Origin of the sequence: Dictyobacter arantiisoli (genome assembly GCF_008326305.1) — a bacterium.
GTDB lineage: Bacteria > Chloroflexota > Ktedonobacteria > Ktedonobacterales > Ktedonobacteraceae > Dictyobacter > Dictyobacter arantiisoli.
On record NZ_BIXY01000037.1, the window covers coordinates 23,369 to 38,895 of the forward strand.

The 15,527-nt window shown below is 51.4% G+C and carries 15 protein-coding genes and 1 other RNA gene; 11 read left to right on the top strand and 5 right to left on the bottom strand.

The annotated features are described in order from the left end of the window. Positions 1-129 precede the first annotated feature (129 nt). Entirely contained in the window at positions 130-330 is a 201-nt protein-coding gene (locus F1593_RS13485; protein WP_149402094.1) for a hypothetical protein, read from the top strand. A gap of 409 nt (positions 331-739) precedes the next feature. Here the strand turns inward: F1593_RS13485 and F1593_RS13490 are convergent, their stop codons facing one another. Further along, on the bottom strand, positions 740-2,032 hold the full coding sequence (locus F1593_RS13490; protein ID WP_149402095.1) for a multidrug effflux MFS transporter: 1,293 nt from the start codon (positions 2,030-2,032) through the stop codon (positions 740-742). Between the two features lie 56 nt (positions 2,033-2,088). Further along, entirely contained in the window at positions 2,089-2,502 is a 414-nt protein-coding gene (locus tag F1593_RS13495) for a PPOX class F420-dependent oxidoreductase (protein ID WP_149402096.1), read from the bottom strand. 145 nt (positions 2,503-2,647) lie between these two features. Between F1593_RS13495 and F1593_RS13500 the strand changes: the two genes are divergently transcribed. Together F1593_RS13500 and F1593_RS13505 are read left to right on the top strand one after the other, a co-directional pair. Further along, a complete protein-coding gene (locus tag F1593_RS13500) occupies positions 2,648-3,553 on the top strand; it encodes a LysR family transcriptional regulator (RefSeq protein ID WP_149402097.1) in 906 nt (301 codons plus the stop codon). A gap of 48 nt (positions 3,554-3,601) precedes the next feature. Continuing rightward, complete coding sequence (locus F1593_RS13505; RefSeq protein ID WP_268907049.1) at positions 3,602-3,973, top strand: Tn3 family transposase; 372 nt, start codon at positions 3,602-3,604, stop codon at positions 3,971-3,973. A gap of 143 nt (positions 3,974-4,116) precedes the next feature. Here F1593_RS13505 and rnpB read toward each other — a convergent pair. Next, positions 4,117-4,499, bottom strand: an RNA gene (rnpB, locus tag F1593_RS13510) — RNase P RNA component class A. A gap of 216 nt (positions 4,500-4,715) precedes the next feature. Here rnpB and F1593_RS28340 point away from each other — a divergent pair. The 6 genes from F1593_RS28340 to rpoN all read left to right on the top strand — a co-directional run bounded on the left by F1593_RS28340 (position 4,716) and on the right by rpoN (position 9,714). After that, positions 4,716-4,865 (top strand): hypothetical protein, encoded by a 150-nt coding sequence (locus F1593_RS28340; protein WP_172632101.1) that lies wholly within the window; start codon positions 4,716-4,718, stop codon positions 4,863-4,865. Between the two features lie 291 nt (positions 4,866-5,156). Further along, a complete protein-coding gene (locus F1593_RS28345; RefSeq protein ID WP_172632102.1) occupies positions 5,157-5,294 on the top strand; it encodes a hypothetical protein in 138 nt (45 codons plus the stop codon). Between the two features lie 67 nt (positions 5,295-5,361). Beyond that, on the top strand, positions 5,362-5,964 hold the full coding sequence (locus tag F1593_RS13515; protein ID WP_149402099.1) for a hypothetical protein: 603 nt from the start codon (positions 5,362-5,364) through the stop codon (positions 5,962-5,964). Positions 5,965-6,324: 360 nt separating this feature from the next. Continuing rightward, a complete protein-coding gene (selD, locus tag F1593_RS13520; RefSeq protein ID WP_149402100.1) occupies positions 6,325-7,383 on the top strand; it encodes a selenide, water dikinase SelD in 1,059 nt (352 codons plus the stop codon). Further along, positions 7,383-8,069, top strand: a complete 687-nt coding sequence (gene rnc, locus F1593_RS13525; RefSeq protein ID WP_149402101.1) for a ribonuclease III — start codon at positions 7,383-7,385, stop codon at positions 8,067-8,069. The genes selD and rnc overlap by 1 nt, the downstream gene beginning before the upstream one ends. Positions 8,070-8,253: 184 nt before the next feature. After that, on the top strand, positions 8,254-9,714 hold the full coding sequence (gene rpoN, locus F1593_RS13530; protein WP_172632103.1) for an RNA polymerase factor sigma-54: 1,461 nt from the start codon (positions 8,254-8,256) through the stop codon (positions 9,712-9,714). A 57-nt stretch (positions 9,715-9,771) separates the two neighbouring features. On the opposite strand, the gene F1593_RS13535 is transcribed toward rpoN, so the two are convergent. Further along, positions 9,772-11,763: an Rqc2 family fibronectin-binding protein gene (locus F1593_RS13535; RefSeq protein WP_149402103.1), complete on the bottom strand. Its 1,992-nt coding sequence runs from the start codon at positions 11,761-11,763 to the stop codon at positions 9,772-9,774. A 521-nt stretch (positions 11,764-12,284) separates the two neighbouring features. On the opposite strand from F1593_RS13535, the gene gmk reads away from it, so the two are divergent. Then, positions 12,285-12,944, top strand: coding sequence for a guanylate kinase (gene gmk, locus F1593_RS13540; protein WP_149402104.1), 660 nt, complete (start codon positions 12,285-12,287; stop codon positions 12,942-12,944). Positions 12,945-12,948: 4 nt separating this feature from the next. Continuing rightward, the gene (glpX, locus tag F1593_RS13545; protein ID WP_235932575.1) at positions 12,949-13,953 is read left to right on the top strand and encodes a class II fructose-bisphosphatase; all 1,005 of its coding nucleotides are present in this window, start codon (positions 12,949-12,951) and stop codon (positions 13,951-13,953) included. A 453-nt stretch (positions 13,954-14,406) separates the two neighbouring features. Here the strand turns inward: glpX and F1593_RS13550 are convergent, their stop codons facing one another. Further along, positions 14,407-15,492 (bottom strand): isocitrate/isopropylmalate dehydrogenase family protein, encoded by a 1,086-nt coding sequence (locus F1593_RS13550; protein WP_149402105.1) that lies wholly within the window; start codon positions 15,490-15,492, stop codon positions 14,407-14,409. Between the last annotated feature and the right edge of the window lie 35 nt (positions 15,493-15,527).

Genomic DNA, 15,527 nt, shown 5'->3' on the forward strand with positions numbered 1-15,527 from the left:
TATGCCCGGGGATAGTTTTGTCAGCGCAAGAGGCCATGATATCCCAGAAAAAGATGTGCCAGCGAAAAGGTCTCCACAAAAACCCAACCGCGTAGTTTGTTCGGTTATTCCTCTAAGGGAGCTGTCATTATGCCAGATTATTCATATACAACCGAAAGTCCTGACTTCCAACGTCTGCTTTCCATGGGATTTTCAGAAACCGAAGCCGCACAGCTCGTCCATATGAAAGACCATGTTACTGAGCAAACCGAATATCGGGAATTATTACAAGAGAGTCGCCGCCTCGATTTTATGCGCTGGCTGATTGAACATGATCGTATCAGTCGTTAAACCTCCTGATACCTCCTCATTGATTGTCCCATACAGTAAATGCAGTAAGCTACCAGAGTTTTTAACCCTATACGGCCTATTAGGCCCGCCGGAGAAATTTACAACGCTAAGTCCTCAAAGTAGCCCCTCAGGTTTCCTTATTACAATGCTAAGCGATTAGCGTTGTAATAAGGAAACTACCAACAGCGTCGTGAAACCGAAGGCTCACTGCTCTTTGCTTCTGTTTCCTCATGGACAGAGCTGTCCCTCCCTCTGCTCCTGGGGAACCACTTCAGGAGCGACCCTTTCCTTATATTAATGGTTATATGCTACATTTTTCTTCTTCTCCAGAGAGCAGACACAAGGAAACAGTGACGCGATGATTGGAAGAAGCGCTGTTCGATATCTGCTCTCTTGGAGAAAAGCCCATCTATCGTACTGGGGCAGGGCGGCAGAAAACGAAAAAGGTGAGCAAGGCGACAACACCAAAGGCAGCAATGGCTCCTGCCATTGGCACGGCTGTCGAGGTTCCAGCAAGACCAACCAACGGCGCAATGACCGCGCCAATGGCAAACTGCAACATCCCTAACAACCCCGATGCGCTTCCGGCTGTCTGGGGATCAGTGGTGCCAAGCGCCAGTGCTGTCGCGTTCGGCGCGATAAAGCCCAGACTGGCAACGAGGAAGAACAAAAGTGGTAGCACTCCGACGAGACCAATTCCCGTGATCACCACCACCAGCAAGGCGAGACCAGCCATGGCGAGAGCCACAACTCCCCCGATCAGCAACCTTTGTGGTGACACCCTGCTCACGAGCCTGCCACTGACCTGGCTCATGCTGGCGAGTCCGAGGGCGTTGATGCCGAATAACAGGCCAAAGATCTGGGGCGAAAGACCGTAGATATTCTCTAAGACGAATGGGGACATGGAAATGTAGATCATAGCGGCTGCAAATGCGAAACTGCTAGAAAGAGCATAGCCAACGAAACGTTTGTTGACCAGCAAACCTCGGAAAGAACGTAAGGTGGCTGAGACACCGCCGCTCTGACGATGGGACGTTTCTAGTGTCTCGCTCAGTCCAAATGCGGAGGCCAGCAGTGCCACAAGACCGAGGAGAGCCAGCATGACAAAAACTCCACGCCAGGAGGTAAACGTGAGCAACTGACCGCCAAGCACAGGTGCGACAATGGGAGCGAGAAAGTTAACCGTCATCAGCAGCGAGATACAACGAGCCAGAGCGCTTCCGGCGTAGAGATCGCGGGCAATAGCCAGTGCAATCACAATCCCAGCAGCCCCAGCAAATCCTTGCACAAAACGCAAGAGCGAGAGAATGGCTACCGAAGGTGCAAGCATACAGAGCAGAGACGCGAGCATGTAGACCGCAATCCCGATGAGCAGAGGCCACCGCCGCCCACGAGCATCACTGATCGGCCCGGCGACGACCTGACCAAATGCGAGACCAAGGATACAGGCAGTCAGAGTGATCTGAGTGAGCGCCATTGTAGCGCTCAGATCGTGGCTCACCGCAGGAAGCGAGGGCAAGTACATATCGGTGGACAGCGGCGCAAATGCCGTCAGCCCACCCAGAAGAAGCACATGCTTCAAACGGACTCGGGTCGCTGTCTCATTGCTTTCTGTCACTCTCTGATCGGTTTCCGCAGCGATGGGGAGAAGTGTCGTTTCCTGATTGCTTTGTTGCGTTGATAAAAGTTTCTGGTTGGACATGCTCTTTCCTTTTTGTCATTCCATTTCGGAGGAATGATCAGCCGATTAGTCCCTGATTATTTTGTGCCTTCTTGGAACGGGAAGACAAAAACACGTTCCGGTTCGACAATAGCCACGACCCGCTGCTCTCCTGGCTGCATATTGGGGGTCGCATCCTGACCAGTGTACTTTTGTGACAGCACATTGGCGATGCGGTAGTCGGGATCGTCATCTATGCTTACCACTCTGCCGCGAATCTCAAGAGAGCGGTAGGGGTTAGTCGAATCAGCGATCGCGATCGCGACTCGTGGCTCGCGCAGGAGATTGCGGTGTTTCTGGCGAATTTTGTTCATACTGAAAAAGAGATGTGTGCCATCCCAGCCGAACAGAACAGGGCTTGTCTGCGGCTCCCCCTTTGGCCCGATGGTCGCCATATAGGCAACTGCGGTCGATTGCAGGATATCGAGATGGGATTCTGGAATAGTTGACATGCTTGAAAAGGTTCCTTTCTTCATGCTCTCGCTTCGCGAGGAGCGGGAGCATGCTGTTCTCCATTGCTTTGCTTGCCAGGAGTATACCTGATCTGCTACAATGAACGCAAATCATCTTTATCATAAACTTATGAAAGATATTCACATGAACTTTTCGCAACTCCAAAGCTTTGTGGCCTTAGTAGACACGGGCAGTTTCACGGAAGCAGCCTACAGTATTGACCTGACACAATCAGCGGTAAGCCACGCTCTTTCGGCTCTTGAAAGCGAATTGGGCGTGACCCTGCTGGAGCGCAGCCGCAAAGGGGGAGTGGTGCTGACAAGCGCCGGACAAACGATCATACCACACGTGCGCGCCTTGCTAGCCTCGGCCTCGGCCATCGAACAAGAAGCAAAGGCTGCGCGTGGCGAGGTAAGTGGGAAACTCCGCCTGGGCAGTATCGAATCTATCGTCTCCCCAAATTTGCTTGCCAGTGTCTTAACCAGCTTTCAAGCCTCGTATCCAGACATAGAAGTAGTGCTGTTTGAAGGCGCGATGCACGAAGTGGGTGAGTGGATTGAGCAAAGCATCATTGATGTCGGGTTCGTGGTCCTTCCGACGGGAGAGATCGAGAGTACGCTGATTACCACCGACGAACTGTGTATCCTCGTTGCGTCCGGGCATCGTCTGCATACGAAAACGGTCGTGACGCCCAGAGAACTGCGTGAAGAAGGATTTGTGATGGAAAAGACCGCATGCTCACTTCACCTCATGAAGAAGGCTGGCCTTGAGCAGAGCAGAACCGGACCACATATTCGTTATCGAGCCAGCGATAGCGCAACGATCCTTGCGATGGTTCGTGAGGGACTCGGTATCACTCTCGTGCCACGTATGATGCTCCCAAAAAGGCTTGAGGGGATGGTTGCTCTTCCCCTTGATCCACCACCACCATTGCAAATCGGTCTCGCTGTCAAGTCGCAAAAAATGGCATCAAGAGGAGCGAAGTTGTTTATCCAGACAGCCCTGACCTGGGCGCAAGGGCAGGCTTCGCTGCTTGCTAGCACTCGTTGAATTTCCTGGAAACGACTCCACAAGGGAATATAGTTATATGGTACGATTCTGACGCATGCTTCCAACTGGTATCTCCGCAAAGAGAACGTGCGGCGGGCGATTACCAGGGTGGTGGACTATCACCACAGCCTGGACCTCACCTCCACCTTTGGCCCGGGTGCCACTGCCATGTCCGATGGCATTTGCTTTGAGGTTGCGACCCGGTCCTTGCATGCACAGTACCATTCCAGACATTTTGGCCCCTGGCGCGGGGTGACGCTCCATCATGAAACCGAACTCCCGATTGAGGAAATAATGGTCGATACGGCAGGATTTATCGAATTGATGCATGCCCTCTATGAATTGCAGGGTTTCAAGCTCTCCCGCACATTCGGGATCTGGCCGACTACTGTCTCTATCCCTCGCCACTGTTACGGATGAGCCTACGGTCGAGTTGGTCGTACGTGCCAGAAAGCCCCAACGCTCTGTCTCATAACTCGGCTCCATTTTTGAATATGGATGAGCCTTTTTTGAGCATGGAGATATCGAATTTATGGGGATATTGGGGGAGATGTGTGGTGGCGGGTTTGAGGAAGCCGTAAGCCGAATTCTGTACCCATCCAGGCTTACGCCGGGATAGGCGGTAATCATCTATCTAGGACGATAGTTGCCTATCGCCTCAAGCAACCAACCCGAAGGTTAACAGACGAGCAGCCCGCCAGGTCAAAGACCTGTCCCTTCTGTTTAGTCTTGCTCCAGATGGGGTTTGCACAGCCAACCAGTCACCTGGTTGCTGGTGAGCTCTTACCTCACCATTTCGCCCTTACCTGAGTTTGCACTCAGGCGGTATGTTTCTGTTGCACTTTCCTTGAGGTCACCCTCACTGGCCGTTAACCAGCATCTTCGCTCTATGGAGTTCGGACTTTCCTCGGACCCCTAAGAGGACCGCAATTACCAGTCTTCCTCAAACCCACGCACCTAAGAGTACCATATCCCATCGGAATCGTCTAGCCAGCAATAGCTATCTTTTTCCCAGCTTTGCTAGCAGTGCGCCTTTTAACAGGTGAACTTCCTCTACATTGAAGAGAAGGATTGCACTGATATAAACTACCACGGCCAGACCACCAACGACAAGCACGGTCAGGAAGCACCCAATCAGATAGTCCAGTGAGAAGAGTGTGACATGTTTCAGCAGAAGCTATACAATCCAGGCGGTTACGCCCATCAGAAGCGCGGCCAGGATGATCTTGAGAATGGCCGGAGCGGCCTGGCGGATGTGCAATGGACCAATCGCCAGACGCAACAGCCACAGGAGAATGAACCTCTCAAGTGATACTCTTTTTTTCAATGCACATAGAAAACAAGCAGAGAAAGCCCAACCACGCAGGATCGAGCTTCGTGAATCGTACACACACCTCGCCCCAACACTCATCTATGATACTCATCTTTATCTGTTTGGGCACGAATAGAGAGCTTCAGGGATAGGATTTGTACGCGTATCTCACCATGGTGCACGATGTTCGTACGACTCCACCGTAGAACGGTGGCGGCTACTTTGGTTCTCGGCTCTTACTCGAATGCGTTGGAAAGTGTTCAGACTTGACCTCTCTGGTAAACTCAAGCTATGACACACGAGGAAGAAATCGCTCATCTTCGAGAAGAAAACCAGGCGCTACGAGAAGCTCTCAGCCAGGTACTGACCCGCATCGAGGAGCTGGAAAAGCAGAAGACACCTCCCCTGCGTTTGTCAAAGCAAACGTGAAAAAGCCAGGGGTCGTCTTTTTTGAAGAAAAGCTTTCTTTGTAGCTTGAAAAAGGGAAGAATCTGTTATGGCAAATCAAGTGTTCTTGGTGGTCAATGATTCTGCGAATCCCATCCTCGATGAAATCGATAAGAACGAAAAAGCTTTATTGGCATGTAATTATTCCATCCCTTTATTTTGGTTTACTCTGTACTCACCCAACGATGTGTTTTTGATGGATGTGGAGATGGATGATGCTCCCATAGAGCAAGTGCCTACTCTCGTCGTCGACTTGCCAACAGGGATAGAGAGGGCTGAGGAAAGAGCAAACAACGTCTTTCACATCCTTCCTCATTCTTATACGGATCTCTATCAGCAATGGCTTCGTTTCCTGAAAGGTCTTGCTCCCCACCCAGCTCTTCCCCCGAAATATGTGCATATCGATCTGACCGAATTGTGGATGATGTCTGATGACACTGAACAATTTACAAAGGATTTACGAATGGCCGTGTCAGCAGTTGACAGAACAGACCGTGCTTTGTGGGATGTGTTGATCGAAGAGTTCGTGGGAATTGTGATGCGGTCTGGGTTCTTTTCGAAAGAGAAAAAAATCACGTATCCAAAGACGGTCGATGGGATTCAATCACTCCTGACGGGTTACGACTGGTACGGAACATTCAGAGAGAAGTAAGAGGGTTCTGTTCGTAAGATCATGCGGAGTCGTCCATGGCAGGGTTCCAAGCGGAATACTTCAAAAATACGACGCTGCATTTTGTCATGGACATCCAACCAAACCCATTAAGCTAAGTCTGAACAGTTACATGCGTTGGGCCTGGTGTACAAAGAGGGATGTTTGGTACATGTATTCGCACATTCAGCATTGAGAATGCCAAAAGTCCAATAAGTATACCAGTAAAGTTATCGAATACGGTCTATTCGCGTCTGATACAGCCGGATATTGCTATACAGTAGCGTTGCAGTTCCCCCCAAAACGCGCTACAATGACGGCTACAATAAAAACTGCTAGAGACCGATAGAAGGTTTTTAAACGATGGATACAGATCGACAGATTCGCTTGACTTCCTTAGCCAGTTGCGCCGGTTGCGCCGCAAAAATGGGCGCGGGGACATTGGCGCAAGTTTTACAGCCGCTTAAGCAGCGTCTGGCTCTTCCCAATTTACTGGTGGGCCTGGATGAAATCGATGATGCAGCGGTCTATCGCGTGAATGATCAGCAAGCGATTATCAGTACCGCTGATTTCTTTCCTCCTGTGGTTGATGATCCTTATGCTTTTGGATCTATTGCTGCAGCCAATGCGGTAAGCGATGTGTATGCCATGGGCGGTCAGGTGCTAATCGCGCTTAATCTTGTGGCCTGGCCTGAAGATCTGGATACGAGCCTCCTGGGTGAGATCTTTCGTGGCGGGATGGACATCATGTCACAGGCAGGTGGTATCATAGCAGGGGGACATACAATTATGGACAGCGAGCCAAAATATGGGCTGGCTGTGACAGGTATGGTGCATCCCGATCATATTCTTACCAAGGGTGGCGCACGTGCTGGCGATATGCTGATCCTCAGTAAACCATTGGGGACCGGTCTAATTACAACCGCCTTGAAACGCGAACTGGTGGCAGATGAGGATCTACAGGCCGCGATTGCTTCGATGACGCGCTTGAACCGCAGAGCCAGCGAAGCACTGGTACAGGCAGGCGCAGGCGTGCACGCGGCTACTGATGTAACTGGCTTTGGCCTGCTCGGGCATGCCTGGGAGATGGCACTGCAAAGCCACACGAATATGCGTTTCCGCACAGCCTCGTTGCCTCTGCTTCCAAATGTCCAGCGTTATGCCGAATTGGGCTGCGTTCCGGGCGGCTCGCTACGCAATCAACATCACGTACAGAAACATGTACAGTTTGACACAAAACTCGCTGAGTATGAGCGTATAATACTCTGGGACCCACAAACATCGGGTGGCCTTTTATCAGCCATTGATCCAGCCATCTGGTCTTCACTGGTAGCACAGAACCCGGACGTACAGTTCTGGCATATCGGAGATGTGACCGAACAGGTTCCCGATGAGGCCAACGTTACTTTAGAGGTATATTAATGCACGATAATTTAGAAGAGATTTTAGGGGTTACATTTCAGAACCCACAATTCTTAAAACTGGCTTTGACCCATCGCTCATACATTTACGAGACTCCTGGAGTCGGCTTGAGCTCTAACGAGCGCCTGGAATTTCTAGGTGACTCGATCCTCGCGTTGATTAGTGCGGACTTTCTCTATCGCACCTTTCCAACACTCACTGAGGGCGAGTTGACCGATGTGCGGGCAGTCCTGGTACGAACTGAGACCCTGGCAAATTTCGCACGCGAGATCAATCTGGGACAATTTCTGTTGATGGGCAAAGGCGAACAAAATACCGGCGGCGGACAACGCGTACAGGCTTCGGCCTTTGAGGCTATTCTGGGCGCAATCTATCTGGATCAAGGTCTGGAGGCAACACGCCAGTTCTTGTTGCCACGGCTGGAGCCACTGGCACAGACCATTGTGACCAAACGGCTGTTTAAGGATAATAAGTCGCTCTTCCAGGAGCTGGCGCAGGCCCATGCAGGGATTACGCCCGCTTATCGTCTCGTCGGACAAGAAGGTCCTTCGCATAATCGCGAATTCACGGTCGAGGTTATGCTTGGTGAACAGGTGGCCGGACGAGGTCAGGGACGCAATAAGCAAACAGCGGAACAAGAGGCCGCGCGTAGCGCTATCGCCAGCCAGGGCTGGCAGATTTCTTGAGCAGAGTATAACAACAGGTGAAGGCATGACGCACGCTCTTCTGGTTATGGATCGTGTTCCATGACTACAAGACAGGCGTCAGCGCATTCACTGCACGGCTACCATACAACCGGACCATAAAAAACACATCTAATGGCGTAACATGCATTCAGAGGCGCGTAATGGGGTTAGTAGGGGATATTGTATGCGATTGGAACAAACGCCACGAACAGAACAAACCGTCAAAATCAGTGCTCGGCTTGTCACGTCCAGTACGATCTTACATCTCTCAGCAGACGAGCTTGAAAGCACGATCAATCAGGAAAAGAACGAGAATCCTGTCCTCGAAGTGACCGAGCAAACTATTTGTCTCTTCTGCTCAACACCATTGTATGGCTCATCCTGTACTGTCTGCGGTCGCTTCACACAAAACGCTTCTTCCATCGACTCGCAGCAGCAACAGTGCATGCTCCAGGAAGGATCATGGGAACAGCCATCCTATGCATTCTTCTACGATAACGACAATTATGGCTTCGCGGATGCCGATAATGAGGATAGTTATGATCCAATGGCCCGCATTCCTACCAACGAGACACTGGAAGAGGAACTCTTACAACAACTAATGGCACTGATCTCGCCGGAGGATGCCTCAATTGCCGAACAACTGGTGGGCAATCTCAATGAACGGGGTTATCTGGAGATCAGCGTGACAGAAATTGCGGATTATTTGCAGGTGCCCATCCAACGTGTAACCACTGTCCTGAGCCAGCTCCAGACGCTGGAACCCCTGGGTGTGGGCGCACGCGACCTGCGCGAATGTCTGCTGATCCAATTTGCGGCCATCAGCGAGCAACAGACGCCTCATCCACTGGCTTATGCTCTGATTGACCGCTATTTAAAGCAATGGGGACATAACCAGTACACGGAAATTGCCCGCCAACTGCATGTTCCAGAACGCGAGGTTCGTCAGACCTGTCAGTATATTCGCAATACCCTGCATCCCTATCCAGGTTATCTCTACCGCTCCTCCCATCATGACACCCCGCTGGGTAGCGGCATCTCCTACATTCACCCTGATATCATTATTCGTCAGGGCGAGAACGGCTTCGAGGTTGAACTGATGGAAGAGAAACGCTATAATTTTCGCATTGATACCAACTATGTACTACCCGGCGATCATGCTGAACCGCTCTCCAGCGAGAGCAGCAGTGATATGCAACGCTATATGTATCAGAATCGCGACCGGGCAAAGTTCTTTGTGGACTGTATCCATCGGCGCTGGCGCACCTTGAAACGCGTCGCGGAAATCGTCATCAATCACCAAAGAGAATTTCTTGAAAAAGGCATTCGCTATCTCTATCCCCTCACGCGAGCCGAGGTTGCCAGCATCCTGCATCTCGATGAAGGGACCGTCAGCCGCGCCACCGCCAACAAATACGCCTTGCTACCCAACGGACAACTCATTCCTATCGCCTATTTCTTTGATGGCTCTCTGAGGATTAAAGATATGTTACACGAACTCATTCAAGCTGAAGATATCCATCACCGTCTGAGCGATGAAGAACTGGCGCGCCAGCTGACGGCACGGGGTATCCCACTGGCACGCCGTACGATCACCAAATACCGCGAAGAGATGGGAATTGGCTCATCACGCGAACGCACATAACAAGCTCATTGCCCACTCTTCCAGTCCAGTAATCCAACCAACCATAAAGGAGATGGTTTATGCCTTGAGCATTTGTACAGCCGCATCTGGCTCGGCATAGATGGTTTGTTCGTGATCGAAGATTACCATGCCCGGGCCGCCACCTTTCATATGGCGTACATGGCGCTGCAAGGTATAATCTACCGGCGCGCTGGTTGAACCACGTGCCTCGCTATAATAGGCTGCCAGACTCGCGGCCTGTTCAATGGTGCTACGCGGAACATCACGTCCGGCCGCCTTGATAATTACATGCGCGCCAGATACCCCACGTGCGTGTAACCAGAGATCATTGGATGTCGCCTGTCGAAAGGTAACCTCCTCGTTCTGGCGGCTATTCTTACCGATCAGCAGTGTAAAACCATCACGGCTCTGCATATGTAAGGGCACACCACCACCCGGAGCCACTGACTTGCCTTTTCCTTTTGCCTGCTTGCCCCCTTTACCCTTCTTTGCCGCCTTTAACGCCTTCTTATCAATCAGGGCCTTGCCACGAATGTAGCCCGCCGCCTGCACCTCCAGCCTGACATGTGCGACCTCGGCGGCATTCTCAGCCAGCTTCAAATCAGTCATTAGCTGCTTCAGGGTTGCCAATTCCAGATCATTCAACTCAATCTGGGCAGGAATCAAACCAAGGGCGCGGCGCAATTTATGATATTTATTAAAGTAACGATTGGCATTGCCAACACCATCAAAGCGTGGATCGAGTGGGACCGTCACCGCAACGGTATCCCCGCCATCGGCCTGATCAAAGTAGTTTTGCAGCACAATACTGCTCGGTCCCTGCGTTACCTCCTGCTGATAGGCTAAGAGCAACTCCCCATAGAGGCGATAGCGGGCGGCCTCCTCTGAATTCGCCATCTCCTGCTGTAATAGTTCAGCTTTGCGCTGGCAACGATCCAGATTGGTCTGTAAGATACGGCGCAAGGGACCACGCAGGCCATCCAATGCATCCCGCCACTCGGCACGGGCGAAATACTCATCCAGGATTACATTCATCGAAGGCGACTGGCGCGTGCGAATGTCGGAACGCGTGCTATATTGTTCTAGCGCGTAGGCGGCAAAGGCAAGCGGAACATAGCGATCCGAGCCGCTGGCAACAAAGGATGTTTGCAGTTCCTCCGCCGTCATCTGCCGCTCCACCATTTGTGGTAGCCAACGCCGATTATCATAGCCCTGTGCGAGATCCTGGATATTCCAGGCCAGTTCGTCCCACAAATTCTGATCGGCCTGAGAGATTGGCGTCTCCGCATTCTCAGTGGTCCGATAGACCGCTTCACGCGCCACGATAGGACTACAGCCAGCCACATGCTTGGAAAGCAACTGCCAGAGCCTGGGCTCTTCCTGAGACTTCTTACGCTTTTTGGCATGCGTGGACTCATTCTCCAGTACCGTCTCATCGCTGGCACAGATCGAGAGTTGGGCCGCCGTCACTGTACTCGGCTCCAGGCGTGGCAATTGCTGACCCGCCAGGGTCCGCTGCAAGGGAGGTGGTGGCATGTAAGGGACGCCTGCCGCAATCACGCGATAGCGGTTTACATCCGATCCCACACGCTTCAAGCTTCCCAGGATCATCCCCTGCTCATCACAAAAAACGATATTGCTCAGGCGTCCCATCGCCTCAATAATAATGCGAAAACGGATACGCTCATCACTCTCGGGACTCTTGCGATAGCCAGCGACAATCTCAATCACGCGCTCCCAGCGTGGCTGCTCAATTGCTTCGATACGTGCACCCTCTAAATGCTTACGGAGCAGCATCACGAAAGCGGGCGGCTCATTCGCAATCTTCTGCGGCTTCAAGGCCGTAATATGGGCCCGTGCCAGTTGGGGATGGGCGGAAAGATAGATCCAGCGATTTTTGCCACCCACCCCTTCCTGGAAACTTGGCGCATAGCATTGCAACGCCACGGCATGCTCAGTTGGCTGAATAATAGTATCAATACGCCCACCAATGAGCAACTTGCGCCACTCATCGGCCACACAGGCAAGGGTAAAAGCATCAATATACATAGTAGCAGTATCCGTTCTATCAAAGCGTTTGCGTTCCCATCACCAGCGGGATCTTGCTGTTCACCTGCTAGCAGGCGCCGACGCGCCTGCACCACACACTAAACATTGGTTTGAGCACCAGCGGTGCGAAAACTCATGCACAGAGATCGTGGAGAGCATGGGAGCCTAACACTCTGAAACACCGCTTGCTTGCGGCTAACTTCGACATCGACTTACTTTTCAATCAGGCAGGTTGACGCGATATTCCTCTTTAGAGATATAACGCACGTTTATAAGAATTTTTAACAGGTATGAGCTGTAAAAAAACAAGCCCATGCAGCGGAGAAGTGTACCCGGGCGCCTTTCGAGATACCCTTCCGTGTTGTACAATAGTAGGGCAAGCATGCCTTGACGCATCAGTATATGATACGGCAACTGGCTACAGAGAGCCAGGGCTAGCAGCAATAAATTACAGTATAACAAAGAGATGTTTGTTCGTACACCAATCCTCTCTCTCATTGAGCAACACCAGGAAGAGAAGCATGCAACTTGAGATTCAATCGACAGTGACACCGTCGAATCAGGCCGCATCAGTGAAACAAGGACTGTTATTTGTCCTTTCTGCGCCGTCTGGGACCGGAAAAGATTCCGTTATCAACGCCTTGAAGGCCAGAGGAGTTTCTTTTCATGTCGTTGCCTCTGTAACGACACGCGCCCCTCGTCCCGGTGAAACTGAGGGCAACCCTTACTATTTTGTCGATCATGAACGTTTTGAAGACATGATTGCACATGACGAACTCATTGAGTACGCGCAAGTGCACGGAAACTGGTATGGACAACCCTTACAGCAAATTACAGACAACATCCAACAGGGAAAAGACGTATTGCTCAAAATCGATGTACAGGGTGCAGCGACGGTACGTCAAAAGGTAGCAGGAGCTATTTATATCTTTCTGGTGCCCGGGTCCCTGGATGAATTGGTTGAACGTCTGACGAACCGTCAAACAGAGACAGAGGAAGAACGCCAACGTCGGCTCACCGATGCCCAGCACGAACTGGCGCAACAAGAACACTATGATTATGTCATTGTGAACCGACAGGGGAGACTTGAGGAGGCGGTAGATAATCTACAGGCCATTATGCAAGCTGAGCGTTGCCGCACACATCCCCGGTACGTACAAATAAACACAAAAGGGATTTAAAAGCATGTCAGTAGAAATGGAACGTTTTGAACCTTCGCGCACAGTAGAGCGCAATCTGGGTATGGAACTTGTTCGCGTTACCGAGGCCGCAGCCCTGAGCGCCGGTCGTTGGATGGGTCGCGGCAATAAAGAGATGGTCGATCAGGCCGCAGTAGATGCCATGCGTCACGCTGTGGATGGTGTCGATATGCATGGTGTGGTTGTGATTGGTGAGGGCGAAAAAGATGAAGCCCCGATGCTGTATGTTGGTGAAGAGATCGGCAATGGCAACAAGCCTGAAGTCGATGTAGCAGTTGATCCTGTCGATGGCACACGTTTGCTGGCCCTGGGCTCACCAGGTGCGCTGGCCGTTATCGCCACCGCTGGTCGCGGCAGCATGTATTCGGCCCCTCCCGGAGTCTATTACATGAATAAGATTGCCGTTGGTCCTGCATTCAAAAACGTGATTGATATCAATGCCCCAGTGGCAGTCAACCTCGACCGTATCGCACGTGTCCGTAACGCCCATATTGATGATATCACCGTTGCCGTCCTGGATCGCCCCCGTCATCAGGAACTGATCCAGGAAATCCGTACCGCCGGTGCCCGTATCCGCCTGATCACCGATGGTGATGTGGCCGCCGCCATTCAGGCCGCCATGGAAGATTATCGTGGTCTTGATGTCCTGATGGGGACTGGTGGTGCACCAGAGGCCGTATTGGCTGCCGCCGCATTGAAATGCCTGGGCGGTGAAATTCAGACCAAGATCTGGCCCCGCACAGAAGAGGAGCGCGAGCGCTTCAAAGCAGACGGTATCGATCTTGAACGTGTTTTCCGTATTGACGATCTGGTTAGCAGCAACGATGTCAGCTTTGCCGCAACCGGTATCACCACCGGCGAAATGCTGGATGGTGTACAGTACTATGGTTGGGGCGCGCGTACCTCATCGATCATGATGCGCTCACATTCCGGCACTGTCCGCTACATCCAGGCCCGCCACAAATGGCGCAAAGGCGTAGTACAAGAATAATTCTAGTGAAGAAAAGGGCAGCGCTTCCAACTGGAAATGCTGCCCTTTTCTTCACTAGAATTATCTCAAAAAAGCTTTTTGCGCGCTCGACTTTTCGCACCTACGGTGCTCAAACAGAGTATGTAGTGTAGAAAAAGTTCTTCGAACTTTTTCTACACTACATACTAAACAGGAAATGTGCTGTGTATCTTTCCTGCACCACACATTAAAAAGGGCGCAGGCGCGCCTGCGCCTGCCAGTAGGTCAAACAGCAAAATACCGCTGGTGATGGGAATCAAACACTTTGTAATAAAAACCTAAAAGTTCAAATTAGCTTCGATTCAAATATTTTATAGTATATGGTGCATAAGCCGTTCTCTGAACGGCTTATGCACCATATACTATAAAATATTTGAGCGCCTCTGGCGCGAAAAGTCATCTAGGGATCATAGAAACTGTGGGATAAAAACAACTTTAAAAGGATTTTAAGCGTTCGATGATCGCATCAGCAACTTGCGATGTACCGACCGCGCCTGGATCATCAGGGCGCGGCTTCAAATCATAGGTCACCGACTTCCCTTCGGCGAGGGTCTGCATCAAGGCCTTTTCCAGGCGGAGCGCGGCATCCCGCTCTTCCAGGTGTCGCAACATCATGACGCCAGAAAACATCATCGCCATAGGATTGACCTTGTTCTGGCCCGCGTATTTCGGGGCACTACCATGAACGGGTTCAAAGACGGCATAATTACTGCCAATATTGGCCCCCGGAGCCACTCCCAGTCCACCAATCAGGCCAGCGGATAGATCGGAGATAATATCGCCATATAAATTAGGCAGAACCAGGACATCGTATTGCTCGGGCTTCTGGACCAGTTGCATACACATATTATCGACAATGCGGTCTTCATACTGGATATCGGGATACTCTCTGGCGACCTCATGTGCTGTGGATAAAAACAGGCCATCCGACATGCGCATAATGTTGGCTTTATGCACTGCCGTCACCTTGCGTCGCTTATTGGCACGGGCATATTCAAAGGCAAATTTGACAATCCGCCGCGTCGCCGCCACTGAGATATACTTGATACTCATGGCTGAGTTAGGATCAATGTGATGGCCCGTCGTACGTCCGATCATCGCCAACAATTCTTCATATTCAGAAGTGCCACGCTGAAACTCAATGCCAGCATAAAGATCTTCAGTATTTTCACGCACAATCACAAGATCAATATTCTCATACCGGGAACGAAGGCCCTGATATGTTTTGGCAGGACGCAGATTAGCATAGAGATCGAGTTGTTTGCGCAGCGTCACATTGGCGCTACGTTGCCCTCTTCCCACAGGGGTCGTAATTGGACCTTTCAGACCCACCCGGGTACGTTTAATCGACTCAATAACTTCATCCGGTAAAACGGTCCCCTGCTTTGCCAGCGTTTCCGCTCCTGCCTGTCGCACATCCCAGTCAAATTGTACACCCGTCGCTTCAAGGACACGGCGCGTCGCCTCAGAAATTTCGGGCCCAGTCCCATCGCCGGGAATCAGCGTCACTGCATGCGGCATGTAATCCTCCATTTAAGCAGAACTCTCTTACAATT

What these genes read in the sequence shown, in the direction of transcription:
- F1593_RS28340 (WP_172632101.1), top strand. Translation starts at nt 4,716, where the DNA reads ATGTTTCAGCAGAAGCTATACAATCCAGGCGGTTACGCCCATCAGAAG.
- F1593_RS13490 (WP_149402095.1), bottom strand. Translation starts at nt 2,032, where the DNA reads ATGTCCAACCAGAAACTTTTATCAACGCAACAAAGCAATCAGGAAACG.
- gmk (WP_149402104.1), top strand. Translation starts at nt 12,285, where the DNA reads ATGCAACTTGAGATTCAATCGACAGTGACACCGTCGAATCAGGCCGCA.
- rpoN (WP_172632103.1), top strand. Translation starts at nt 8,254, where the DNA reads ATGCGATTGGAACAAACGCCACGAACAGAACAAACCGTCAAAATCAGT.
- F1593_RS13550 (WP_149402105.1), bottom strand. Translation starts at nt 15,492, where the DNA reads ATGCCGCATGCAGTGACGCTGATTCCCGGCGATGGGACTGGGCCCGAA.
- rnc (WP_149402101.1), top strand. Translation starts at nt 7,383, where the DNA reads ATGCACGATAATTTAGAAGAGATTTTAGGGGTTACATTTCAGAACCCA.
- F1593_RS13535 (WP_149402103.1), bottom strand. Translation starts at nt 11,763, where the DNA reads ATGTATATTGATGCTTTTACCCTTGCCTGTGTGGCCGATGAGTGGCGC.
- F1593_RS13515 (WP_149402099.1), top strand. Translation starts at nt 5,362, where the DNA reads ATGGCAAATCAAGTGTTCTTGGTGGTCAATGATTCTGCGAATCCCATC.
- F1593_RS28345 (WP_172632102.1), top strand. Translation starts at nt 5,157, where the DNA reads ATGACACACGAGGAAGAAATCGCTCATCTTCGAGAAGAAAACCAGGCG.
- selD (WP_149402100.1), top strand. Translation starts at nt 6,325, where the DNA reads ATGGATACAGATCGACAGATTCGCTTGACTTCCTTAGCCAGTTGCGCC.
- F1593_RS13485 (WP_149402094.1), top strand. Translation starts at nt 130, where the DNA reads ATGCCAGATTATTCATATACAACCGAAAGTCCTGACTTCCAACGTCTG.
- F1593_RS13495 (WP_149402096.1), bottom strand. Translation starts at nt 2,502, where the DNA reads ATGTCAACTATTCCAGAATCCCATCTCGATATCCTGCAATCGACCGCA.
- F1593_RS13500 (WP_149402097.1), top strand. Translation starts at nt 2,648, where the DNA reads ATGAACTTTTCGCAACTCCAAAGCTTTGTGGCCTTAGTAGACACGGGC.
- glpX (WP_235932575.1), top strand. Translation starts at nt 12,949, where the DNA reads ATGTCAGTAGAAATGGAACGTTTTGAACCTTCGCGCACAGTAGAGCGC.